Consider the following 24,858-nt stretch of genomic DNA (forward strand, 5'->3'; position numbering starts at 1 on the left):
TATGATAATTGATATCTATGTTATTTCATAATTATTTACATTGTTTCAGGTGCTGATACACCTACTAATGATAAAGCATTGTGTAACGTAATTCTAACTGCATCTACTAAAGCAACATGTGCTTTTGTTTTTTCTGCATCATCTGTTAATACTTTTTCAGCATTATAGAATTTATGGAATGCAGAAGCTAAATCTTGAATATAGTTTGTTAAACGATGTGGTGCGCGACTTTCTGCTGCACTTTCAATAGTTGGTTCAAATTCAGCAACCTTCTTCAATAAGTCGATTGCTTTTTCATTCGTAATTGTTGAAAAGTCAGCTTCAGCAGTAACTTCAACACCTTGTTCTTTCGCTTGTTTTAAGATTGAGCAAATACGTGCATGTGCGTATTGAGCATAGTAAATTGGATTGTCTTGTGACTTTTCTTTCGCAAGTTCTAAATCAAAGTCAAAGTGAGAGTCAGGACTACGCATTGTTAAGAAATAACGTGCAGCGTCAATACCTACTTCATCCATAATTTCACGTAAAGTAATCGCATTACCTGTACGTTTACTCATTTTCACTTCAACGCCATCTTGCATTAAACGCACCATTTGCATAATTTGAATTTCAAGGCGATCGCTATCTACACCAAATGTTTCAAGACTAGCTTTCAAACGGTTAATGTAACCATGGTGATCGGCACCCATTAAATCGATTAAAATATCATTTCCACGATTAATTTTATTGTAGTGGTATGCAGTGTCTGGTGTGAAATAAGTGTAATTACCATCTTTTTTAATTAATACACGGTCCTTGTCGTCTTTAAAATCAGATGTACGTAACCATGTCGCGCCATCCGCTTCATACGTATAGCCGAGTTCATTCATTTTAGCTAATGTGTTATCAATGGCACCATTTTCATATAATGATGTTTCACTGAACCAGTTATCAAAGTGGACGTTGAAATCAGCTAAATCTTTTTTTAATTTATCCATTTCATAATCGACACCTAATTGTCTGAATGTTTTAAGACGTTCTTCATCAGAGTAGTCTTTCATTTCAGGGTGTTTATCAGCTAAATCTTTACCAATTTCGATAATATCTTTACCGTTATAACCATCTGCTGGCATTTCATGGCTTGTATCACCAAGTGCTTCAAAGAAACGTGTTTCAATAGAACGTGCTAAGTTAGTAATTTGATTACCCGCGTCATTAATATAATATTCACGTGTTACATTATAACCTGCAGCAATTAAAATATTAGCTAATGAATCACCTACAGCAGCATTTCTAGCATGACCAATGTGCAAATCACCAGTTGGGTTCGCTGATACATATTCTAATAAAATATTCGTATTTTTAGATTCTTCGGCATAACCGAATTTGTTACCTTTATTGATAGCTTCAGGGATAACTGCAGTTAAATACTGATTATCTAAGTAGAAATTGATGAAACCAGGGCCAGCGATATCTACTTGCTTCACGTTCGCTTTACTTGTGTCTAAGTTATCAACGATAGCTTGAGCAATTTCACGTGGGTTACGTTTTGCAATTTTAGTTAATACCATTGCAATATTCGTTGAATAATCCCCGTTTTTAGTATCTTTTGGTATCTCTACTTTAATTTCGGGAATATCTTCAGCCAGATTAGCTTTTTCAATACTTGCTTTAATTTCTTCTATTAAAGTTGATTTTACTTTTTCAATAATATTCATTCGCTTATCTCCTTATAATTAATTTCATATTGATATGAGCCCATCTTTTCATCGTTCTGATGTAACTCGTATTGAATTTTTAATTTTCCACCATTTTCATTCACAAAATGCAGGATGCTACGTGTTTTAACAGTTAAAGGAATACGACCAGCTGGTATATCGTAAAGTGTAGTCGTATCATGACCTTCCACAAAGTGAAGATTCATATTAATGTCGCCTTTGCGTATTAATTTAACACCGCGTTCCTCAATTTTAATTGTTACATTAACGACTGCATCTTCAATTTGTTCTTGGTATCGAATATAATCTGCGTTTTTCTTTTGCCATGAACCTTGAGCAGTAAATTCAAATTTTTGTTTTTCGCCATTTTGTTTTAGAACTTGTTTCGTTTGAACGTCTATATTCTTATTCAACGTTTGCCTCACCTTAGCTTCTAAATAATACACCACATTATAGCATAAATTAGATAGTGCATGTAGGTGATACTTCTCAGTTTTAGAGCATTTTTGAAAACATTATTATACCCCTTAAGCAAAATATAAATTGAGTATGAATTATGACTTAGTAGTAATTAATCAAGGATATATTCAACGATCTTCATCTATTTTAATAAACACGGATTAAAGAAATTACAGATAGGTTTTATTTTGATAAATATTCACATAAAATGACTTATCAGAAGTTAGCGATCATCGTATATTCGGAGATGCTATAATATATAGGTCGCCTATCTCTCAGGCGTCAATTTAGGCGCAGAGAGGAGGTGCATATCAGATGGTCGAAGCTCTTGTTCACATCACGACCACAGTCATCAGTGGTTGTATTGTTGCGTTATTTACGCATTGGCTACGTACACGTAACAATAAGAATAAATAGGCGATATTAGCCACCACCTAAAAAATCCCCTCACTACTCGCAATAGTGAGGGGATTGGTGCATATAATGCACGAAGCTCTTGTTAGCTAAATTATAACACTGGTGAGTGGAGAAATGCAAAATGATTTCACACAATGACTCAACTAATGAGAAGAAACATATTAAACAACGGTAGAAATTGAGATGTGCGATATATTCGATACTAGATAAGATTGCGTATTTTAATATTGTGTATTTCTTTTCTTAATTTTACTGATGCAAAAACATCCAAATCCATTCTTTCTTCTAATTCTAATTGTGTTATAGCAAAATTAATATTTCAAATATTAAAATATTTTTAATAGAGTAGATCCAACTTCTAACATATCAATATATTCTATGTTTAATTCAGGGATATGTTGCAATTAATCATTTAAAGAAATAAATACTGTATACTGATACTCATTTTTCCATACTAGCACTCTTGAAAATGCTATAGATCCAATTAGGTATTTATATTTAACAATTAAAAAATCCACTTATCATATTTAAACTTTCTAACCCATTTTCTTCTTTATCAATTTCAAATGTTATTTTGACGCTATTGGATAATATGAGCATACTTAATTCTATTGTAATTTCACCCCATCTTCTCTAATGTCATAATCTAAAAGACCTAAATAAAATATGTTCGTACAATAAGCATATGGCTACAAAATAACATTATCATTCCCATCCAAATCGTTCTATTTTCTTCAGAATCAACAGGAACAATTAATGATACATACAACAACAGTCCAAATGATAATAAAACAATTAAAATTCCAATCATTCTAATAAAACTACCCTTTTGGATACCAAACATCTGAAATTCGCCTAAACAAAAGAAGAAGAGTCCTATAGCAGAGACCGTTATGATCCCACAAATTAACAACCAATATGTAAAAGTATCGTCTCTAGAATCTGCAAAATAAAAAGCATAAGCAGAACTAATTAAAAATGGAATATTGTATCCTGAAAGTAGATTGATAGTCATATATATTGCAACTCTAAACTTATAATTTTTTCGATTATAATTTTTAAAAATATACTCGCGTTCTTGTAAATAAAGAAGCAACCATAATAATAATGGCCCTATTAAATATATTTTCATATATAGAGGCATGTGCCCTTTTATACCTGGACCTGTATATATAAAATAGTAAAATGCGAAAATAATGAAATTCACTAATGACAATCCTATTAAATGTGAATGTTGAATTGATTCTATTGGTTTTTTTGTAGATTTTTCTCCATAATATTCACCTTTCATTTATCAATTTCAAAATATCTATACTTATAATAAGTATCATTGCCATTTTGCTCAATTGTTATTTCGATACTCATCATCAATAAATAATTAAACCATAGTAATAAAAGATATCCTACTGTATAATTAGTTATTATTTTAAGGAGTTAAGGAAATGAGAATCAACGTTTTACAACACACACCTAATGAAGGTGTAGGCGCTATTGGAGATTGGGCTAAAGAGAATGGGCATGATTTATATATTTATCACCCTTATTTTTATAATGGTGTTCTACCGAAAGCAGAAGAAACAGATTTACTTATCATTTTAGGCGGTCCTATGAGTCCGAATGATTTAGATGATTGGATTCTTAAAGAAAGAGAATTGATAAGAGTATTGTTAAAAGAGAAAAAGCCAATATTTGGCGCTTGTTTTGGTGCTCAACAAATAACGAAAGCAATTGGGTATACAGTAAGTAAGGCACCAGTAAAAGAAGTAGGTTGGGATAAAGTATATCTTGAAACAAATACAATACCAGACTTACCAAAAGAATTAATGGCATTGCATTGGCATGAAGAAATGTTCCAAATACCTAAAAATGCAGAATTACTTTTCTCTAGTGAATATTTAACTAATCAAGGGTTTTTGTTAAATAACAATGTTATTGGTTTGCAATTTCATTTCGAACCAGGGCCTTTTGAAGTTAAAGAAATTGTAACTAATGATTTTTCTTATGCGGTTGATTCTGTATTAAACCAAACTCCACAAGAAATTATTGAACGCGAAGTTCCTAAAGAGAATAAAGAAGTTATGTTTAAATTACTTGATCATATAACTGGTAGATAGACTAATTTTAAGTATTTTTCACACAATCACTTCAAAAAATAAAATATTAATAATTAAAAATATGCGACTTTAGCTACACTAACAAATCCCCTCACTACACCAATAGTGAGGGAATTTCTGCATCTATGCTAGTTTCCATGTTAACTAAATTATAGAAAAATGTAGTTACTTCAACTATTTATGGACATTATATTTTACACACATTCTAAGCCCCTGAGCCTTCAAATCCAATATTAACTGATTGAACTTTACCGTTCTTTTGTACAAATGTTACTGGCGTATGATAATTACCATTTTGACCGCCAACTAATTTGTATACATCAGTATTAGGATTTTTATGACCGTGAACATCTGCTTGCTCTACTAAATCTTTACCATATACAGATTTTATTTGTTTAATAGTTACGTTATTCACTTTAATTTGGACAGATGTTGCAGTCTTTTTCCCGGACTTCACTGAGAAGAATGATTGATCGTACTTATTGAAATTATTCAATTTACTGCTAGTACCTGATTGCGGCACAATTTTCGTTCCATTAAAAGTAACATTTCCATACTTAACAGCATTTTTAAATGTCTTGTTTAATAAAAATGACCCATCGTTATTAACGTAGCCACTATAAGTATAATATGGTGTAGTAGCTGCATGTGCTTGATTATGATGTGGTTGTTCTACTGAGGCTCCGACTCCGAATACTGTTCCCATGGCTAAAGTTGCACTAACAATTGCTTTGGCAGTTCTATTCATATGAATCTTCCTCTCATCTTTAATCGAATCGCCTTACATTTAACATGTTACGATTCGATTACAATATTACAACAATATTACTTAAAATGCAATTTTACATTAATTATAAATTTTTTCAGTTTGTTAATAACTATTATTGCAATCTAGGGTAAACGCTAATAAACTAAATATCTTCATACACAAAATAAAGCTATTCCATAGTATTTATAGAGTAGCTTTTAAAATTTCAAATAGTTAAGTAGTTGCTAATGGCAATATTACTCCCCTGGTATAAACACTTTAGCTTCACTATCTTCAGGATAATAATAACCATTTGGTATAGCTTGTAGTTCAATTAAGGCATTAAATGGTGCTTTAACGTAAACACTTTTACTACCTTCTGAATCTTCATAAGTTGAATTATCATGTGTTTCAGATAAAGGTTCAGCACCTGCACGTCTAGCATCTTCTAGTACATCTTCAATGCCATCCACCATTAATGAGATATGATTAAATCCTAAATCCTCTAACTTAAGTGGATCTTTTTGATTATTACTTTCTACTTCGAACATTTCAATATTTGGACCATTTCCAATGACAATCATTCTTTGACGTACAATTCTAGCACCTTTCGATAAACCTAACATACGTTCAACTTCTGCGCCCTCTCTCGGTTCATCTTCGTAAGTTAATGCATCGTATGCAATTTTTGCGCCGAATGCTTCTTTTAAAAATGTTGTTGCTTCTTCAATATCTAGTACTGTTAAACCGATATGATTGATTCCTTTAATATGACTCATAAACATCTTCCTTTCTTTTCAATATTTATTTACCCTAAATTAATGGAAATAAAATGAGAGTGAATTCAAATTGAACTCACTCTCTCGACTATTTATAGTATTTATTAAAATTTAATTACCATACGTCCAGTAATTGTACCTTGTTCCATTTCTTCAAAGATATCATTAATTTCTTCTAATTCACGTGTTTGCACTTTAGGAATTACTTTTCCTTCAGCCGCAAATTGGAACGCTTCTTTTAAGTCTTGACGCGTACCTACTAATGAACCTACAACCTCAATACCATCTAACACTAAACGAGGGATTTCTAAGTCCATTTTTTCAACAGGTAAACCTACTGCTACTACTCGTGCGCCTGCTTTCACAACATCAACCGCTTGGTTAAATGGTGTTTTTGCTACAGCTGTAATAACTGTTGCGTCTAATCCTTTATCATCAGTTAATTTATTTACTTCTTCAATGGCATCTTGGTTCTTAGTATTAACAACGGCATCAGCACCTAATTCTTTAGCGAAATCTAATTTTTCATCACTAATGTCGAATGCCACAACTTTAGCGTTAAATACATTTTTAGCGTATTGCAAAGCTAAGTTACCTAAGCCGCCAATACCAAATACACCAATCCATTGACCTGGTTTAATATTACTTACTTTTACAGCTTTATAAGTCGTTACACCAGCACATGTAATTGAAGATGCTGCTGCAGGATCTAAGTTCTCAGGCACTTTTACTGCATAATCAGCTGTAACAATAACTTGTTCAGCCATAGCACCATCTACTGTATACCCTGCGTTCTTAACATCACGGCATAATGTTTCACGACCTGTCGTACAGTATTCACAATGTCCACAACTTTCGAACATCCAAGCAATCGAAACGCGATCCCCTTCTTTAAGAGATTCAACGCCCTCACCAACTTTAATGACACGTCCAATACCTTCATGGCCTAATGTTACACCTGTAACATCACCAAAGTCTGCATTTTTAACGTGTAAATCTGTATGACATACACCACAATATTCCGTTTGAACTAAAGCTTCACCGGGTTTCAAGTCACGTACTTCTTTATCTTCTACACTCACTTTGTGATCATGTGTTACTACTGCTGCCTTCATGGTAAATCACTCCTTGTTCAATTAACATTTAATGATGAATCTGTAAATCTACACTTATTATATGCAATCGCTTTCAAAAATGGAAATACTTTATCCTATAATTTTTTTAATTTTTTAAATCTTTAAGTTTCAATTCCTTAAATTTATCAAATTGCTGATATCACTTACTTTCAACACATTATAACTCCACGTATTGCATTTAGAATCTCTATATAGATATGCTATAATTTTACATATAACAATTATATAATTACTTTATATTAACGATTGCATCAAGACTTATGGAGGGATTTTCAGTGAAAACACATGTCCTATACGGGAAGTCTGAAGTAGAAGTCAATGTTCCTGATGATAGTACAGTAATAGAACCTCAAAAAATCGAAGCATTAGATGATTATACTTCAGCAATTCAAAATGTTTTGCGACAACCAACTGGCTCTAAACCACTCAAAGAAATGGTTAAAAGAGATGATATTGTTTCAATTGTCATTAGTGATATCACTCGACCAACACCTAATCATATTCTAGTACCATTACTAATTGAAGAATTAAGCCATGTTCCACGTGAGAATTTTGTAATTATTAACGGTACGGGTACGCATCGTGATCAAACACGTGACGAGCTTATTCAAATGTTAGGTGAAGATATTGTTGATAGCGTAAAAATTGTTCATAACCACTGCGATGAAAAAGAAAGTTTAGTCAAAGTTGGACATAGTAAGTATGGTTGTGATGCCTATTTAAATAAAGATTATGTCGAATCTGATTTCAAAATTGTGACTGGCTTTATCGAACCTCATTTCTTTGCCGGATTCTCTGGAGGACCTAAAGGAATCATGCCTGGTATAGCAGGTCTTGAAACCATTAAGACCTTCCACAATGTCAAAATGATTGGCGATCCACGATCAACATGGGGCAATTTAGAAGATAATCCTGTTCAAGATATGGCCCGTGAAGTCAATACGATGTGCAAACCAGACTTCATGTTAAATGTGGCATTAAATAAAGATAAACACATTACAGCTGCATTTGGTGGTGATGTATTTGAAGCGCATAAAGAAGGCTGTGCTTACGTTAAAGAACACGCAATGTTCAAATGTGATGACCGCTTCGATGTCGTTATAGCTTCAAATTCCGGCTACCCTCTTGATCAAAACTTATATCAAACCGTTAAAGGTATGAGTGCTGCTAGTAAAGTTGTGAAAGAAGGCGGCAATATCATTATGGTATCTGAGTGCGCGGATGGTTTCCCTGATCACGGTAAATTCGCCGAGATATTCAAAATGGCTGACACACCACAAGGCATTTTAGACTTGATTCATGATCCTAACTTTTCAGAAGTAGATCAATGGCAAGTTCAAAAACAAGCAAGCATTCAAACATTCGCAAATGTATATGTGTATTCAGAGCTAACAGACCAACAACTTAAAGATTCTATGCTGAATCCAACATCAGACATCGAACAAACAATTGCTGATTTAGAAAAACAATATGGCAGAAAATTAAGTATTGGTGTTATGCCTCAAGGTCCATTAACTATTCCTTACGTAGAAGATGAAGCATAATGAAAGGATTGATAAATATGACTGAATTACAAAATAAAGAACTCAAATTAAATCAATTATTAGAAGATATGGGTAGTGTAGTAATCGCTTTTTCAGGTGGTGTAGATAGTAGTTTAGTACTTAAAAAAGCTATTGACGTTTTAGGCATAGATCATGTTAAACCTGTGGTTGTTAAGTCTGAACTTTTCAGAAACGAAGAATTTGATCAAGCTATTTCTTTAGGTCATGAATTAGGTATAGAAGTAATGGAAACTGAAATGGCGGAATTAGAAGATGCCAATATCGTTAAAAACACACCTGAAAGTTGGTACTATAGCAAACGTTTAATGTATAGCAAATTAACTCAAATCAAAGAAGATTTAGGTTTCAATTATGTCTTAGACGGAATGATTATGGATGATTTAGAAGATTTCCGCCCAGGTTTAAAAGCAAGAGATGAATATGATGTACGTAGTGTGCTACAAGAAGCACAACTATATAAATCAGAAATTAGAGAATTGAGTAAACAACACGATTTACCAGTGTGGAATAAACCTGCTTTATGTAGCCTGGCTTCACGTATTCCTTACGGTGAAGAATTAAGTTTCACAAAAGTGAATAAAGTAAATGAAGCTGAAAAACATATTTTAAGTTTAGGCGTTAATAATGTGCGTGTACGTTACCATCAAAATATTGCACGTATTGAAGTATCAGAAGATGACTTAACAACTGTAATTAAAAATAAAGACAATATTACATTACGCTTAAAAGAACTTGGTTTCGACTATGTAACTGTTGATTTAGAAGGATACAGAACTGGTAGTATGAACGAAGTCATTGATACAAAAGCGACAAAATTAGTGTAAGGACGTATACCCATGAGTAAAGATTCTAACTTTATTGAAGACTTGCTCGAAGGTGTAAAATCAAATCAAATATCAATTGATGAAGCTAAAGCCCAACTCAGTCATTATGACGAATTGGGCTTTGCTAAAATTGATTTACATAGAGCAAAGCGCCAAGGATTTCCTGAAGTAATATTTGGGCAAGGTAAAACAAAAGAACAAATCAATCAAATTATTACAAGTTTGTCTAATCATCACAATAGGATTTTGGTCACACGTATTAATCCAGAAAAAGCATCTTATGTATTACAACATCATCCAAACCTAGACTACTATACCGAAGCAAATATAGTCTGCACTTCTCTTGAATCAATTGAAAAATCACATCACTATATTTCAATACTTTGTGCCGGCACATCCGACTTACCTATCGCTGAAGAAGCTGCAATCACAGCTGAAGTAATGGGTATTCAAGTTAAACGTCATTATGATGTAGGTGTTTCTGGTATCCATCGTCTATTTGAACAAATCCAGGATATTCGCAATGGTAAAGTATCGATTGTAATTGCTGGTATGGAAGGCGCACTTGCTAGTGTGGTCGGTGGTTTAGTTGATCACCCTGTTTATGCTGTACCTACTAGTGTTGGATACGGTGCCAATCTTAATGGTATAACAACGCTACTATCAATGATTAATTCATGTGCACCAGGAACAAGTGTACTTAATATAGATAATGGTTTTGGCGCAGGTTATAACGCTGCAATGATTATTAAGATGCTAGAAAATCAATAGAACGGAGCTACAATTATGAGTAATGCTTTATATTTAGATTGTCATGCCGGCATTGCTGGTGACATGCTACTTTCTGCACTGGTTGACTTAGGTGCCGATCCTAAAATAATCGAGAGTGAATTAAAACAACTACCTATTGATGACTTTGCCCTTCACTTTCAAAAGAAAGTTAAACAGGGTATTAACGCTATGACATTGAACATTGATTTTCATGAACATCACCATCATCGTAAAGCTTCTGATATCTTTAAGTTAATAGATGATAGTCGATTATCCGAACGTGTTAAACAACGTAGTAAAGCTATTTTTAATACTATCGCTCATGCAGAAGCTAAAATCCATGGTATGACAATAGAAGATGTTCATTTTCACGAGGTCGGTGCAATGGATTCAATTATAGATATTATAGGTGGTTGTATCGCACTTGAACAACTTGGTATCGATACACTTTATTGTTCACCAATCCCTACAGGTAATGGGAAAATTAATATTGCACATGGTATTTATCCAATACCAGCACCTGCTACTGCTGAAATTTTAAAAAATATTCCGTTAGCAGAATTTGATGTACAAAGCGAATTAACTACACCTACAGGAGCTGCATTTGCTAAAAGTTTAGTCACACAATTTGGTCCTTTTCCATCTGCAACTATGCAGGAAATTGGATATGGAGCTGGTAATAAAGACTTTGATTTCCCAAATGTTTTACGTTTCATCCAATTTCAAGATAATCAACAATCTTCTCACGACAAAGTACAGGTAATGGAGTGCCAAATTGATGATATGACTCCTGAAATGTTAGGTCACTTTATGGATAAGTCTCTCAATCATGGTGCATTGGATGTTTACTATACACCCATTACAATGAAAAAGAACCGCCCTGCGATTCAATTGACAGTTCTATGTAAAGTTAACGATAAAGAAACCATGGAGAACTTAGTATTAACACATACATCATCCCTAGGCATTCGAAGTTACACGGTGAATAGACATATTTTAACAAGAGCCTTTCGTGATGTAGATACACCATATGGTCAAATTAAAGTCAAATTCGCATTAAAAAATGGGCAAATCTTAAAAATGAAACCCGAGTTTGAAGATATTAAATCAATCAGTGAACACAAAAACATACCATTACAACAAGTGTATAACACCGTAATGAGCACGATAGATAGTGAATATCACATTGGTGAACCTTTAAAATAATTACTGAGTATTCATAACCAGATTTAATTGAAACAAAAGATCTTAATTTAAACAGCCAGTAAGTACATTTATACAAATGCACTTACTGGCTATTTTAAGCGTAGTGTCCTACTCCTAATACTGTTTATATTATTCAAAAGCTTTGAATAATTCCTCACTAGAATTATTCCACATCTCTTCATTATGAGATTTTAAAAAGTCTGCTAAAACTTTTTTATTTTCCTCACCAATGTGGTCAATGATAATTTTATGTTTCATAGATTTATCCATCATATTAACATGTTCAGGCATACTTTTATAACCACGTCGTATACTTTTGTTAACTAATAAATAACATGCAGTAACACCAGCATAATATGGACCACTCTCACTACGTTCAGTAGTCACCCAGCAAAGCCAATATTCTTTAGCTTCTTCGCCTTCAACTTCCGATTTGTCATTTATCCATTTAACACCTTTTTCAACTTGAGCACGTGCATGCATACCACCTATATCTATAAACGCCTCTTTATTCGCAACATCTATAAATACTGGTGCAATATTATCTAAACTAATTGAGCCTATATTCGTCCCTTTATGCCCGTCAAGCGGGTCATTCTTGATAATATTAAATTTAAAACCTTTGTTCTCAGACACACATGACACCTCCGAAAAACTTGAATTCATAATCTCTATATTATGCGTTATATAATAAAGTTTCAATGACTTAATTCAATTCATTAAGCAGATTAATAATAGAACCCTTAGTTTGTGGATTCTCAATATTAAGAATCATTTCTTTAGGATAGTATAATTTATAATCTTCACGATTAATACCTGTAATACTTGAAATAACGAGTGATTGACTACTAATTTCTCTAATACTACCATTACGTCTTAATAAATGTATTGGTTGTCTATTAGAACCAGGTCGATCATAATCATATGGTAAATCAGAGAAAGCCTCACTAACAAAATAATAGTTCGGATCAATATTACCTTCTATGTACAACTCTTGTAGTTCAGTAATAGTAATAATTGAACCATCAAATGGGATATATTTAAATAAGTCTCTATTTATAAAACGACGTGCTAAATCACTGAGAATTGCATCATCTTCTTGTATCCATTTCTTCAAATAATAAAGTACTACGACTTCATCTAAATCAACGTATTGCTCAATTGTAACCTTCTCTTCAAAAAAAGGAACAAAATCTTCTGGGTACATCTTAAAATGGTACCCCTCATTGTACAATTGTTTAACACGTTTCAAACAATTATTTAACAATACTTCTCCGCCTCTACTAACCGGATGAAAGTATATCTGCCAATACATTTGATAGCGACTCATTATAAAGTTCTCAACGGCATGCATTCCACTCTCTTTAATAAGAACTTCATCTTTAGATGGTCTCATTAAACGTAAAATACGTTCCATATCAAATGTGCCATAAGAGACGCCCGTAAAATAAGCATCTCTTTGTAAATAGTCCATTCGATCAGCATCAATTTGCGATGAAATCATAGAAATTACAAGTTTATTTTGATGCGTTTTGTTAATTACTTCTGCAACTTCTTTAGGAAAAGTACTCGATACGCGACTTAAAACTTCATTAACTTCAGTAGGTCCAGTAATAATTGCTTGCGTAAAGGCTTCATGGTCTGTATTGAATATCTTTTCAAAACTATGTGAAAATGGACCATGACCTAAATCATGTAATAATGCTGCACATAATGCCAATGGTCTATCTTCATTGTTCCAAGCGTCTCGTCCCACAAATGATTCGTCAATCATGCGTCGCACGATTTCATATACACCTAAAGAATGGCCAAAACGACTATGCTCTGCAGTATGAAAAGAAAGATATAATGTGCCTAGTTGCTTAATACGACGTAAACGTTGAAACTCTTTTGTCTTAATAAGATCCCAAATAAGTTGATCTTTGACGTGAATATATTTATGAATAGGGTCTTTGAATACCTTCTCTTCAGCTAATTTCTGTTCAACATAGGGTGTTTGCGTCAAATAAATCCTTCCTCTCATTACAGTATAGTCATAGCGTTTATAGACTTCTCTTCATTAAAGCTAAATCCATTTGTTCTCCATACATTTCTGGTTGATAAGAACGTACGATTTCAAAATCATTATTTTGATAATATTGAATTGCATCTTTATTTTTATTATCAACTTCTAAAAATACTGCATCATATTTACCGTCAAATTGTTCTAATCCTTTCTTAAGTAGACTAGAACCATAACCTTTATGTTGAGATTCTGGATGTACATAATGCGCAGACAAATACAATTCTTTACCATAAATGAAATTAGCAAAGCCAATAATTTCATCATTATCTTCGGCTACTAAAAATAGTTGTTCTTCTAAACGTTTCTTTAAATGTTGCTCATTATAAGAAGCAGCTAATAACTCATTTATTGTTGATGCTGCATAAATATTTAAATATGTGTTATACCATGCCTTAGTAGCAACATCTCTAATCGCTACAACGTCATTTGGTGTAGCTTCTCTGACTTTAAACATACTTGATTCTCCTGACTTTACTATGGAATTAATAATGAAATTATATCACAGTACTTATCCAATCGCTTAATATAGAATATTTATCAGCGTAGTTTAATATACTTTTAAATTAGGCTTACGCTAGTGTTCCATTCCATTCTTTAGCTCTTTCTAGTGCAAACGTATCTTTCGAAATATCACCTGGACGTTCAGCGGTACCAATTATATATCCATTAAGTTCAGCACCAATAAAATCTAATGTATATTTCATTTGAGTAATACATGGCTTAGCTTTCACTTTAGGGCAGTCTCCACCAACTAAAATAAGTCGAAAATCTTTCTTTGCCATTTTTTCTTTAAAGTCCTTGTAGTTATCGTCTATCAAAGTTTCAGACCAATGATCGATAAATGCCTTTAAAGATGCAGAAACACTATACCAATACACCGGTGATGCAAATATGACCGTATCACTTTCTAAAACTTGATCAATGACCTGTTTATAATCATCGTTATAGCTTGTAATATCTCTATTCTCGTGACGAAAGTCTCTTACGGGATTGAATTGATAATCGGTTAAGTCAATCCATTTATAATCTAATCCCTCAACTGCTGACTTAGTAAGTTGTGCTGTATTCCCCTCTGGACGACTTCCTCCAAATAAAACTGTTATCATTTTTATCACTCTCTCTTTATTTATATTAAAAAACTATTCCCTTATTCATTGTTAACAACATAAACACTTCATACTTACTTAATATTTTACATATTTGCCTAGTACCCTTATTTCACGTAATATATGTGTATTTTTAAAAATAAAAAAGAATCATTACTATTTATTTCAGTTATAAAAAACTCTTACACACATATAAACGGTGTAAGAGTATCAATTACTTTATTTAATTTTACCTTAATTTATTTTATTCAATCGGAAATAATTCATCAATTTTGTTCAGTTCATCATCTGTTAATTGAATATTTGCCGCTTCAATATTTTGCACAACTTGTTCAGCACGTTTCGCACCAGGAATCACCACATCTAACGCTGGACGCGTTAAGTAGAATGCTAGAACCACATTAGCAATAGATGTGTTATGAGCTTCCGCAATGCCTTGTAATTGTTTCACTCGTCGAACATTATCATTAAATACTTCCGGTTGGAAATCACGGCGAGGTGCACGATGATCATCAAACGTTTGATTTTCCTCATACTTACCAGCTAAGATGCCTGATGCTAATGGGAAGTATGGTATAAATGTAATATTATTTTCAGCTGCATATTTCATGACTTCTTCATTTTCACGATGTAATAAGTTGTATTCTAATTGCACTACATCGACATAACCATCTTTATTCGCTTCCTTAAGTTGTTCTAATGAGAAGTTAGACACGCCTATCGCTTTAATCTTGCCTTCATCTTTAAGTTCTTTTAATGCAGCAACTGCTTTATCTTTCGGTGTATTTTCATCTGGAAAATGAATGTAGTATAAATCAATATAATCTACTTGAAGGCGTTTCAAGCTATTCTCAACTTGCTGTTTTAAATAATCTGGATCATTATTTTGTACGATTTCATCATTTTCTTTAATAACATGTGAACCTTTCGTTGCAATTTGAACTTGTTCACGAGGATACTCTTGAACTACTTGGCCAACTAATTCTTCAGAACGTTCAGGTCCATAAATATAAGCTGTATCTAGTAACGTAATACCGTTGTCAATTGCTTTACGTACAACATCTTTACCCTGTTCTTCATCTAAATTTGGGTATAAATTGTGACCACCTACTGCGTTTGTACCTAATGCAATTGGAAATACGTGAACATCTGATTTACCTAATTGTACTAAATCTGCCATCTATAATCGCTCCTTTATTCTATATAACTACTTATAGTTTACCCATTTCTTATTATGACATTCATATTGACTTTTGATGAGCAATGTATTTTAATGTAACTAATCAAATTACATTAAAGGCGGTATACTATGAATTTAGAATTCAACATTGCAGTACACGTGCTAAGCTTTCTTACTAAGCATTCCGAAGAACAATTCAATAGCCAGGATTTAGCAGAACTTACCTGTCTTAATCCTGTGCAACTAAGGCGCGTTACCACTACACTTAATAATCAACAATATATAGATTCAATTCTTGGAAAAGGTGGTGGCTATCGAGCTAATGCGCACACTCCAACCATCACCTTAGATACACTATATCAACTTTTCGTGTTAGATAAATTACCAACACAACGTATTTTTACTGGTAGCGAAGAAAGCCATTGTATAATCTCTAGAAATATCGCAACCACTATGAATAAATACAAAGAGCAAGAAACTGCACTAGCGCTCAATTTTTATCGTAACTTGACAATTAACGACGTAATTAAAGATACACTTCAGGAGGACACATCAAATGACACATTTTAATTTATTAGTTATTGGTTTCGGTAAAGCAGGAAAAACACTTGCCAAGTACGCGGCATCACAAGGTCAACACGTAGCTTTAGTAGAACAATCATCAGATAACTATGGCGGCACGTGCATTAACCACGGTTGTATCCCGTCTAAAGTACTCGTACATGATGGGATTGATGGTACAGACTTTGGTACTGCCTTTTCAAGAAAAAAAGACGTAGTCAGCGCACTAAATAAGAAAAACTATGATAACTTAGCAAATGATACAAACATTGAAGTATTCAATTACAAAGCGCAATTCAAATCTAATACTGAAGTTAATCTACTAGACGAGGATGGTGCTATTGTACATACTTTAACTGCGGATAGAATTGTTATTAATACAGGCGCAAAATCGAATATTCCATCTATCCCGGGTATCGAAAGTGCTAAACATTTATTTGATTCACAAGGTTTATTGAATATTGCATATCAACCTAAGCATTTAGTCATCATCGGTGGTGGCTATATCGCCCTAGAATTTGCTTCAATGTTTGCTAATTTTGGCTCAAAAGTCACAGTTATAGAACACGGCGAACATATCATGCCACGTGAAGATCAAGACGTGGTTGCACATGCAATTAAAGATTTAGAGGACAAAGGGATTACCTTTGTCACAAATGCAGAAACGCTAGAATTTAAAAATAACAACAACCAAACGACAATTGTAACTTCTAAAGGCAATTTCTCAGCTGACGCTGTATTGATAGCTACAGGTCGTATACCTAATACTGATTTAGCGCTTGAAGAAACTGATGTTGAACTTGGTGAACGTGGTGAAATCAAAGTGAATGAGCATCTTCAAACTTCAGTCGAACATATTTATGCTGTTGGAGATGTCAAAGGCGGACTACAATTCACGTATATCTCTCTGGACGACTTTAGAATTCTAAAATCTACACTATATGGTGACCAATCGCGTACTACACTTAACCGCGGTACAATTCCTTACACTGTCTTTATTGATCCACCATTTTCTCGAGTAGGTTTAACAGCTAAAGAAGCTCAATCTCAAGGCTATAATTATATTGAAAATACATTACTTGTCGCTCAAATTCCGAGACATAAGATTAATAATGACGCTCGCGGCATTTTCAAAGTTGTTATCGATAAAGATACTGATTTGATTTTAGGTGCTACACTTTATGGCAAAGAATCAGAAGAAATTATTAATTTAATTAAGTTAGCAATTGATCAACATATACCTTACCAAGTTCTAAGAGATACTATTTATACTCACCCAACTATAGTAGAATCCTTTAATGATTTGTTTAATATTTAAAAATTTTTAATTTATTAAAATACTGTCATACTAGTACTTCAAGAGATATAAATTCAACTTATCAATATTTTTAAAAATAAAAAGCTTTACTTATTAATAAATAACAGTTATAGTTAATCTAACGTAATAAAAGCTCGTGAATTTAAATGTAGTGTGTTTGTTTAGAATACTCTCTTTTTTATAAATGAATTTGTTACAAATATTCGTGCAAAAGCACATGGAGGTATTCTATATGAATAACGGTACAGTAAAATGGTTTAACGCAGAAAAAGGCTTTGGTTTCATCGAAAGAGAAGACGGAAGTGACGTATTCGTACACTTCAGCGGTATCGCTGGTGAAGGTTACAAAACTTTAGAAGAAGGTCAAAAAGTTGACTTCGATATTACTGAAGGTCAACGTGGCGAACAAGCAACTAACGTTGTTGTAATGTCATAGGATTAGACCTAATTAAGCGCTTAGAAGATAAATATCTTCTAAGTGCTTTTTTTATTGTAATAAAAAAGCTACGACAATATTCAGGTTAGAATACACTCATAGCTTAAGTTTATAATATAACTTCATTCCTCTATTTTATCGCCTTACGTTTAGCTAATTTCTCTTTTAGCTTTCGGTCTTGTTCTTCTTTACGGCGTTTACGTTCCTCATTACGCTTTCTTAATCGTTCTTCTTCTTCCGGATCTCTTGGTTTTTTTAGCTGAGCTGTGACTTTTTCTAACAATTCGTCTTCAGTAAGCGCAGTAAGTGGTCGATTATTGACGAAGGCAAACGTTTTTCGACGTCCAGGGCCACAATAAGATTGACAGCCGATTTCAATTTCTGCTTCTGGATCTAATTTTTCTAATTTTCTTTTCAAAGTTTTGATATTTACCGCCTGACATTCATCACATATTAAAAATTTATTTTTCACCTTGCCACCTACCTTTCTATATTGTCGTTTCTATCCTAAATTTTGAAGCATATTAATACGAATCAATGAATTTAACTCTAATTATTTTACTCCTTTTACAAGAAAATTCAAGCCTATCATTAAAAGTCATTCTCAGCCATAATAAAAAAGAGCAAGACGCTGATTCAACATTTGAATTCAGTCCTACTCACTTATTAGTTTATATTATTATTGTCCATGATAAATTTTAAATTTCAACGGTTTAATACCGTGTGATGCCCATTCATTATAAATACGATTTTTATCAATGCGATTATCAATAATGGCGATACCGCAATCGCCACCGCCAGCACCTGATGTCTTGGCAGCAGCACCATAACGTTCTCCAATATCACATAACATTTTTAAATTTTCAGTTTCAATGTCGACTGTCGCTTCATTATCCATTTGTTGAATAATCATACGATTTTGTCGAATCATTTTCTGAACACCTTTAATATTATTTGTTTTAAACGCATAGATAAGATTTTCAACACATGTATGAGATTGATCAAGGAATCTTCCATAAAAAGAAGGATCTGATTTTAAGCGTTTCACTTCACTGACTAAATGAGGTGATGAAGCAGGCGAACCTGTCCAACCGATTAAGACTTCCATATTCTCTGGGGCCTGTAAAGGTTCAATATGAAGACCCGGCCAATTTTTTTCTAATACTTCATTAACTGATGTTTCTTCCATCTGTTGTTTGACCCAATCGTGATCGAAAGTACTATAAGCTAGCCAGCCACTGTATACACTTACAGCTATATCACCACATGAGCTTAAACTTTGTAATCGCATATTAGAAATGACTGCAAGTTTATAAATATATAGGTTAGATAATTGCATATCGTAAAACTCATTTAATGCTTTGACGACTGACACTAAAACTGCCGCACTAGAACCAAGCCCATATTTATTACCTGAAGCATCATCTAAATTACTATCGATTTCTAAATGAAAATGCTTCAATTTGACGTTGCAACTTCTCGCATATTGTTCGAAAACTTCAATTGCAGTTACAACATACTTTAATTGACTAGCAGCATTAGCATCGGAGATATCAATTTTATCTTCATTGCGATTAAACGTTACAGGTTCATAATGTAATGTCTTGGAATGAATCGTACCTGTTACTGCATTAGAAGCTTCAATTGAAGCTGTAACAAATCGATCGACCGCAATTAAGACAGACTTATATCCTGGCTCAGTCACTGCATATTCACCTGCTACATAAAGCTTTCCTGGTGCTTTCACCTGAATCATTATATCTCTTCCTTACTTAATTATTTCGACTCCTGATTGGGTAATGTCACTTGTGATGATTTGTGATTGATCAAATTCTTGTAAGAATTTATCTACGATAGCTTGTTGATTTTTCTTTTCAATCAATACTTTAACGTTAGGACCCGCGTCCATTGTAAAGTAGCAAGGTAAACCCGCTTCTCTACATTCATGAACGATGCGCATAGCATCATAACTTTCTGGTACTAAATATGTAAATGGAGGTTGTGCTCCCAAATTAGTTGCATGCATGCGTAAACCATTAGCTTCAATAACTTCACCCATACGCTTAAAATCTTTTTGAGCAATGGCTTCTTTAGTATCTTTCAAATCTGGTTCAACGTTATCTAACCAATATTGATAAAAACGTGACGTATCACGTGTAAGTGACATACCTGAACGACTGGATACCTTTTTAGATTTGTTATTAATAACAACAAAAACCATAGCCAGTTCATTTTCCCAGCCATCCGCTTCAACACGGTGTGCAAACGAAGATTCATCGTCATGTCCCTTTTCCCATTCAGCAAACCCACCATAAATACTACGAGATGCTGAACCAGACCCACGACGCGCTAAACGTGAAAGATCTTTATCAGATAAACCTAATTGTAGAGCTTCATTACACGCACCGGCTAATGCAGCATATGCACTTGCTGACGAAGCTAATCCTGCAGCTGTTGGAACAAAATTCTCACTTTCAATAAGTGCATGTTCTGAAATCCCAGCTTCTTTACGAATCATTTCCATATAACGTTGAATCTTAGCGCTTTCCTTAGCGTTTACAGCTTCCCCGTTAAGAATTAACAGATCTTCTGTTAATGTTTCATCAAATGTTACACGCGTTTCAGTGTAAAAACGGTCAAGTGTAACTGACAAACTATTATTCATTGGTATGATTAATGCCTCATCGGCTTTACCCCAATATTTAATCAGTGCAATATTCGTATGTGCGCGTGCTTTACCACTCTTTTTCAATGGTTTATCCTCCTAACTTCTCAATCCATGTATGTTGTGCCCCAGCTTTTTCAACTGCAGCGACAATATTCTTAGCTGTTTGCAATTCTTTAGCTAAGATAAGCATACTACCACCACGGCCGCCACCTGTTAGTTTGCCAGCAACTGAACCATTCTCTTCTCCTAAGCGAAGAAACATTTCTATTTTGTCATGACTCACCGTCAATGTTCTCAAGTCATCTTGACATTGATTAAAGATTGTAGCTAATTGATCAAAACTATGATGCTCAATCGCTTCACTTGCTGAATAAACTAAAGAACCAATATGTTCAACAACTTGCATATAATTCTTATCATTATCACATAATTGATGCACATCTTCGACTGCTTGTTTAGTAGAACCTTTAACACCTGTATCGATAACTACCATATAACCATCTAAATCTAAGGTCTTTAATATTTCAACTTCGCCCTTTTGATACCAAACAGGTTGATTCGTAACGATAGTCTTAGTATCTATACCACTTGGTTTACCGTGAGCTATACGTTCTGCCCAGTCTGCATTCTCTAATAATTCTTTATCAGTTAGTGGTAAACCTAAATAATCATAGCTTGCTCTTATGAAAGCGACAGCAACGGCTGCACTTGATCCTAAACCTCTAGATGGTGGTAAATTTGCTTGAATTTTTATTAATAATGGCTCTTCTACCTTTTTATTCTCTACGAAATGGCCAATTAAAGATTTCAAATGTTCTGGCGCATCATAAAGTGGTCCATCATAGACATCACTTTGTATCGCTGAGTAATTACCTTTTTCCAAACTTTCGATTAAGACTTTTACTTTTCCTGAAGTAAACGGAATCGCAATTGCAGGTTCACCAAATGTTACCGCATGCTCCCCGATTAATATTATTTTGCCGTTAGACTCCCCATAGCCACGTTGTACCATGATATCTCACCTTTAATATTCTTTCTGAAAAATTATTTTCGAGGTCAGTGGACATACTTATCATGCATATATCCTAAATCTTTCAACTCTATAAATGCCTATGTCAATTTGTATTTAAATTACTGACCTTTTATCGTAGTGTGTACGCAAATTAACTTTATAATTGCATGTCATAGTCTATCCACATTTTTGTATCCTTTTTCGACTTGAATAAAAGATAGACTCAGTTAATTTAACTTTAAAACTTAAAAATATTTATACCCTAAATTTAAAATCTCTAACATACTGTCATGTTAGTCTTTTAATTAAGATGGCCTTCGTTCTTGATTAATCTCCACCATCAATATATTAAAATGATACACAATCTACATCGTTTTTATATTAATCTACCTAAACTATATTACTATAAAAAGTAATAGGAATATAGCAATTTATAATAAATTTGATATATAATTCCACCTAAAATTACATTATTCCAAATGAAAAGGGAGTAGAACAGAAATAATATTTTCTCAGGATTTATTTCGTTGTAACCCCAGCTTGCTTAGCTTGTAGAATTTCTTTAGGAAATTCTCTTTGTTGGGGCCCCGAACCCCAACTTGCTTTGCTTGTAGAATTTCTTTGAGAAATTCTCTTTGTTGGGGCCCCGAACCCCAGCTTGCTTTGCTTGTAGAATTTCTTTAGGAAATTCTCTTTGTTGGGGGCACCGATTACGAGGCAAGGATGACTAGGTTTGAAAAAACGCTTGACGCAAGCGCATTTTCAAATCAGTCAGCTACTGACAACATGATAAAGTAGGCTGAGACATTTTATTTTGTCCCAGCCTATTTAACTGTATCAAATTTTCAATTTTAAAAGTTGTTTCACGCTTAATCAGCTTCTATTGAACGATTCATCTTCTCATTACGATCTATCATCTTGTCGAAGTAACCTTCATAACGTGTCCATTCATCTTCAGTGATTGGATCCATATTCAGATTACCACCTAAATCTTTAATAGCGTGTAATAATTGGAACATCACATCTTGGACTTTAATCTCTCGCCCAAACAACGTTTCCAGTGATGCCATACATTCAGGTTGTATATCCGGATATTTAAATTTAGTCACTTCGCCTTTAAGTGCATGTTCATAGAAGACACGCATCATTTCCGCGCGTTCTGAACCTGATCCTTCAACACAAAGATATATTTGCACTGCAATACCACCACGTACACGACGTTGTGAAATGCCGGCAAACTTTTTACCATCAATGCTTAAATCAAATTTTCCTGGGCAATATGAGTGCTCAATCTCTCGTGTATCAATCTCTACATCTTCATTTTCAAACATTTTGCAAATCAATAAATACATTACTGTAAATGCTTCATCAATTGTCGTTTCCGTTTGACCTTTGAAAATAAGTGAGATATTTAATACTCCTTGATCTAACACGACACCAAGACCACCCGAATTCCTCACAATTGCGTTATAACCTATTTCATCAGTTAAATATCGAATACCATCTTTAAGAAATGGTAAACGCGAATCATGAATACCGAGAATAACGGTATGTTGGTGAATCCATGTTCTGACCACATTGCATGATAAATCTTTTCCTACGCTTTCTGAAAACGTATCGTCAAAAGCAAATGATTGCATTGGTGCTAAACCAGACGAATGGTCTACATAGCGCCAATCGATATCATTAAAGTATTTACTCGCTAAGTCCATTATTGTAATGTTTGAGCAGCTGTAATGATTGATAATTTATAAACGTCTTCAGTTGAGCAACCGCGTGATAAGTCGTTAACAGGTGAGTTTAAACCTTGTAATACAGGACCAACTGCGTCAAAACCGCCTAAACGTTGAGCAATTTTGTATCCAATATTACCTGCTTCTAAACTTGGGAATACAAAGACATTTGCATTACCTTGAATTTTAGCGCCTGGCGCTTTTTTCTCAGCTACTGAAGGTACAATAGCAGCATCAAATTGGAATTCACCATCAATTACAACGTCTGTTAAGCCTTCAGATTCTACTTTTTCTTGAGCTAATTTAACTGCATTTGCTACTTTATCAACATCGTCAGATTTAGCTGAACCTTTAGTTGAGAAGCTTAACATAGCAACACGTGGGTCCATGCCGAAGCTTTTAGCTGATTTCGCACTTTCAACTGCGATTTCTGCTAAATCAGATGATTCTAATGTTGGGTTAATTGCACAATCACCGAATACATATTGTTGATCATCTTTAATCATAAAGAAGATACCAGAAGTTTTAGATACGCCTGGTTTCGTTTTAATGATTTGTAATGCAGGGCGAACAGTATCTCCAGTTGAATGTGCTGCACCACTTACTAACCCGTCAGCATGACCAGCGTAAACTAACATTGTACCGAAATAGTTAACGTTATTTAATAATTCATCAGCTTGTTCTTCAGTTGCTTTACCTTTACGGCGTTCAACGAATGATTTAACTAATTCTGGTTTTAATTCGCTTGTAGATGGGTTAATGACTTCGATGTCTGAAACATCTAATCCTTTATCTTTAGCTAATAAGTTGATTTTGTCATAGTCACCTAAAACTACAGGTGTTACATAGTCAGTTGCTTGTAATTGTGTAGCAGCTGTTAACACACGCTCATCTTCACCCTCAGGTAATACGATTTTGACATTTTTTCCTGAAAGTTTTTCTTGTAATACATCTAATAAACTAGACATAATGCCCTCCTAAATAATTTCATAATAATATTTTGCACTCTAATTATACTGTATTTATAGTGATATTTCCATTTCACTAATTTGTAATCATTTAA

The 24,858-nt window shown here is 33.7% G+C and carries 25 protein-coding genes and 1 pseudogene; 9 read left to right on the forward strand and 17 right to left on the reverse strand.

From position 1 onward, the window contains the following. Window positions 1-35 precede the first annotated feature (35 nt). Window positions 36-1,697, reverse strand: coding sequence for an arginine--tRNA ligase (argS, locus tag SBL15_RS02890; RefSeq protein ID WP_317955077.1), 1,662 nt, complete (start codon window positions 1,695-1,697; stop codon window positions 36-38). Further along, on the reverse strand, window positions 1,694-2,110 hold the full coding sequence (locus tag SBL15_RS02895) for a DUF1934 domain-containing protein (RefSeq protein WP_016930880.1): 417 nt from the start codon (window positions 2,108-2,110) through the stop codon (window positions 1,694-1,696). Before SBL15_RS02895 ends, argS begins: the two co-directional genes overlap by 4 nt. 361 nt (window positions 2,111-2,471) lie before the next feature. On the opposite strand from SBL15_RS02895, the gene SBL15_RS02900 reads away from it, so the two are divergent. Next, window positions 2,472-2,573, forward strand: a complete 102-nt coding sequence (locus SBL15_RS02900; RefSeq protein WP_107611789.1) for a type I toxin-antitoxin system Fst family toxin — start codon at window positions 2,472-2,474, stop codon at window positions 2,571-2,573. Window positions 2,574-3,181: 608 nt separating this feature from the next. On the opposite strand, the pseudogene SBL15_RS02905 reads toward SBL15_RS02900, so the two are convergent. Then, a pseudogene (locus tag SBL15_RS02905) lies at window positions 3,182-3,848 on the reverse strand (DUF5079 family protein). Window positions 3,849-4,015: 167 nt separating this feature from the next. On the opposite strand from SBL15_RS02905, the gene SBL15_RS02910 reads away from it, so the two are divergent. Next, a complete protein-coding gene (locus SBL15_RS02910; protein ID WP_107611791.1) occupies window positions 4,016-4,687 on the forward strand; it encodes a type 1 glutamine amidotransferase in 672 nt (223 codons plus the stop codon). A 205-nt stretch (window positions 4,688-4,892) separates the two neighbouring features. Here the strand turns inward: SBL15_RS02910 and isaB are convergent, their stop codons facing one another. The 3 genes from isaB to adhP form a co-directional block, all read right to left on the reverse strand. Next, the gene (isaB, locus tag SBL15_RS02915) at window positions 4,893-5,435 is read right to left on the reverse strand and encodes an immunodominant staphylococcal antigen IsaB family protein (RefSeq protein ID WP_107611792.1); all 543 of its coding nucleotides are present in this window, start codon (window positions 5,433-5,435) and stop codon (window positions 4,893-4,895) included. Window positions 5,436-5,692: 257 nt separating this feature from the next. Then, a complete protein-coding gene (locus SBL15_RS02920) occupies window positions 5,693-6,214 on the reverse strand; it encodes a VOC family protein (protein WP_053041195.1) in 522 nt (173 codons plus the stop codon). 104 nt (window positions 6,215-6,318) lie between these two features. Next, a complete protein-coding gene (gene adhP / locus SBL15_RS02925) occupies window positions 6,319-7,329 on the reverse strand; it encodes an alcohol dehydrogenase AdhP (protein WP_107611793.1) in 1,011 nt (336 codons plus the stop codon). Window positions 7,330-7,625: 296 nt separating this feature from the next. On the opposite strand from adhP, the gene larA reads away from it, so the two are divergent. Genes larA through larC form a run of 4 tightly spaced genes read left to right on the forward strand, consistent with a single transcriptional unit; the run spans window position 7,626 to window position 11,716 of the window. Beyond that, window positions 7,626-8,894, forward strand: a complete 1,269-nt coding sequence (larA, locus tag SBL15_RS02930) for a nickel-dependent lactate racemase (protein WP_317955080.1) — start codon at window positions 7,626-7,628, stop codon at window positions 8,892-8,894. 17 nt (window positions 8,895-8,911) lie between these two features. Next, complete coding sequence (gene larE, locus SBL15_RS02935; protein ID WP_053017238.1) at window positions 8,912-9,739, forward strand: ATP-dependent sacrificial sulfur transferase LarE; 828 nt, start codon at window positions 8,912-8,914, stop codon at window positions 9,737-9,739. 12 nt (window positions 9,740-9,751) lie between these two features. Next, complete coding sequence (gene larB / locus SBL15_RS02940; protein WP_053017138.1) at window positions 9,752-10,510, forward strand: nickel pincer cofactor biosynthesis protein LarB; 759 nt, start codon at window positions 9,752-9,754, stop codon at window positions 10,508-10,510. Between the two features lie 15 nt (window positions 10,511-10,525). Further along, window positions 10,526-11,716: a nickel pincer cofactor biosynthesis protein LarC gene (gene larC, locus SBL15_RS02945; protein ID WP_107611795.1), complete on the forward strand. Its 1,191-nt coding sequence runs from the start codon at window positions 10,526-10,528 to the stop codon at window positions 11,714-11,716. Window positions 11,717-11,845: 129 nt separating this feature from the next. Here larC and SBL15_RS02950 read toward each other — a convergent pair whose 3' ends face one another. From SBL15_RS02950 to SBL15_RS02970, 5 genes are all read right to left on the reverse strand, one after another. Then, window positions 11,846-12,382 (reverse strand): YwhD family protein, encoded by a 537-nt coding sequence (locus tag SBL15_RS02950; protein WP_162838998.1) that lies wholly within the window; start codon window positions 12,380-12,382, stop codon window positions 11,846-11,848. 40 nt (window positions 12,383-12,422) lie between these two features. Beyond that, on the reverse strand, window positions 12,423-13,739 hold the full coding sequence (locus SBL15_RS02955) for an HD domain-containing protein (RefSeq protein WP_317955083.1): 1,317 nt from the start codon (window positions 13,737-13,739) through the stop codon (window positions 12,423-12,425). A 19-nt stretch (window positions 13,740-13,758) separates the two neighbouring features. Beyond that, the gene (locus tag SBL15_RS02960) at window positions 13,759-14,235 is read right to left on the reverse strand and encodes a GNAT family N-acetyltransferase (protein WP_053017136.1); all 477 of its coding nucleotides are present in this window, start codon (window positions 14,233-14,235) and stop codon (window positions 13,759-13,761) included. A 115-nt stretch (window positions 14,236-14,350) separates the two neighbouring features. Continuing rightward, a complete protein-coding gene (locus SBL15_RS02965; protein ID WP_053017135.1) occupies window positions 14,351-14,887 on the reverse strand; it encodes a flavodoxin family protein in 537 nt (178 codons plus the stop codon). A 244-nt stretch (window positions 14,888-15,131) separates the two neighbouring features. Further along, a complete protein-coding gene (locus SBL15_RS02970; protein WP_107611796.1) occupies window positions 15,132-16,067 on the reverse strand; it encodes an aldo/keto reductase in 936 nt (311 codons plus the stop codon). A gap of 129 nt (window positions 16,068-16,196) precedes the next feature. Between SBL15_RS02970 and hypR the strand changes: the two genes are divergently transcribed. From hypR to SBL15_RS02985, 3 genes are all read left to right on the forward strand, one after another. Next, a complete protein-coding gene (gene hypR, locus SBL15_RS02975; RefSeq protein ID WP_107611797.1) occupies window positions 16,197-16,637 on the forward strand; it encodes a redox-sensitive transcriptional regulator HypR in 441 nt (146 codons plus the stop codon). Continuing rightward, the gene (gene merA, locus SBL15_RS02980; protein ID WP_107611798.1) at window positions 16,624-17,946 is read left to right on the forward strand and encodes a hypothiocyanous acid reductase MerA; all 1,323 of its coding nucleotides are present in this window, start codon (window positions 16,624-16,626) and stop codon (window positions 17,944-17,946) included. The genes hypR and merA overlap by 14 nt, the downstream gene beginning before the upstream one ends. A gap of 232 nt (window positions 17,947-18,178) precedes the next feature. Continuing rightward, entirely contained in the window at window positions 18,179-18,382 is a 204-nt protein-coding gene (locus tag SBL15_RS02985) for a cold-shock protein (RefSeq protein WP_049426256.1), read from the forward strand. A 130-nt stretch (window positions 18,383-18,512) separates the two neighbouring features. On the opposite strand, the gene SBL15_RS02990 is transcribed toward SBL15_RS02985, so the two are convergent. From SBL15_RS02990 to pta, 6 genes are all read right to left on the reverse strand, one after another. Further along, window positions 18,513-18,854 carry a DUF1450 domain-containing protein gene (locus SBL15_RS02990; RefSeq protein ID WP_317955085.1) on the reverse strand — a complete coding sequence of 114 codons (342 nt, stop codon included), beginning with the start codon at window positions 18,852-18,854 and terminating at the stop codon, window positions 18,513-18,515. A 207-nt stretch (window positions 18,855-19,061) separates the two neighbouring features. Further along, complete coding sequence (locus tag SBL15_RS02995) at window positions 19,062-20,138, reverse strand: phosphomevalonate kinase (protein ID WP_053017131.1); 1,077 nt, start codon at window positions 20,136-20,138, stop codon at window positions 19,062-19,064. Between the two features lie 12 nt (window positions 20,139-20,150). Next, entirely contained in the window at window positions 20,151-21,134 is a 984-nt protein-coding gene (gene mvaD, locus SBL15_RS03000) for a diphosphomevalonate decarboxylase (RefSeq protein WP_317955087.1), read from the reverse strand. 4 nt (window positions 21,135-21,138) lie between these two features. After that, window positions 21,139-22,062, reverse strand: a complete 924-nt coding sequence (mvk, locus tag SBL15_RS03005; RefSeq protein WP_037537381.1) for a mevalonate kinase — start codon at window positions 22,060-22,062, stop codon at window positions 21,139-21,141. 869 nt (window positions 22,063-22,931) lie between these two features. Continuing rightward, on the reverse strand, window positions 22,932-23,774 hold the full coding sequence (locus tag SBL15_RS03010) for a biotin/lipoate A/B protein ligase family protein (protein WP_016930863.1): 843 nt from the start codon (window positions 23,772-23,774) through the stop codon (window positions 22,932-22,934). Beyond that, window positions 23,774-24,763 (reverse strand): phosphate acetyltransferase, encoded by a 990-nt coding sequence (gene pta, locus SBL15_RS03015; protein WP_048668186.1) that lies wholly within the window; start codon window positions 24,761-24,763, stop codon window positions 23,774-23,776. Before pta ends, SBL15_RS03010 begins: the two co-directional genes overlap by 1 nt. Between the last annotated feature and the right edge of the window lie 95 nt (window positions 24,764-24,858).

Origin of the sequence: Staphylococcus sp. NWU MKU2 (assembly GCF_033283605.1) — a bacterium.
GTDB classification, from domain to species: domain Bacteria; phylum Bacillota; class Bacilli; order Staphylococcales; family Staphylococcaceae; genus Staphylococcus; species Staphylococcus haemolyticus.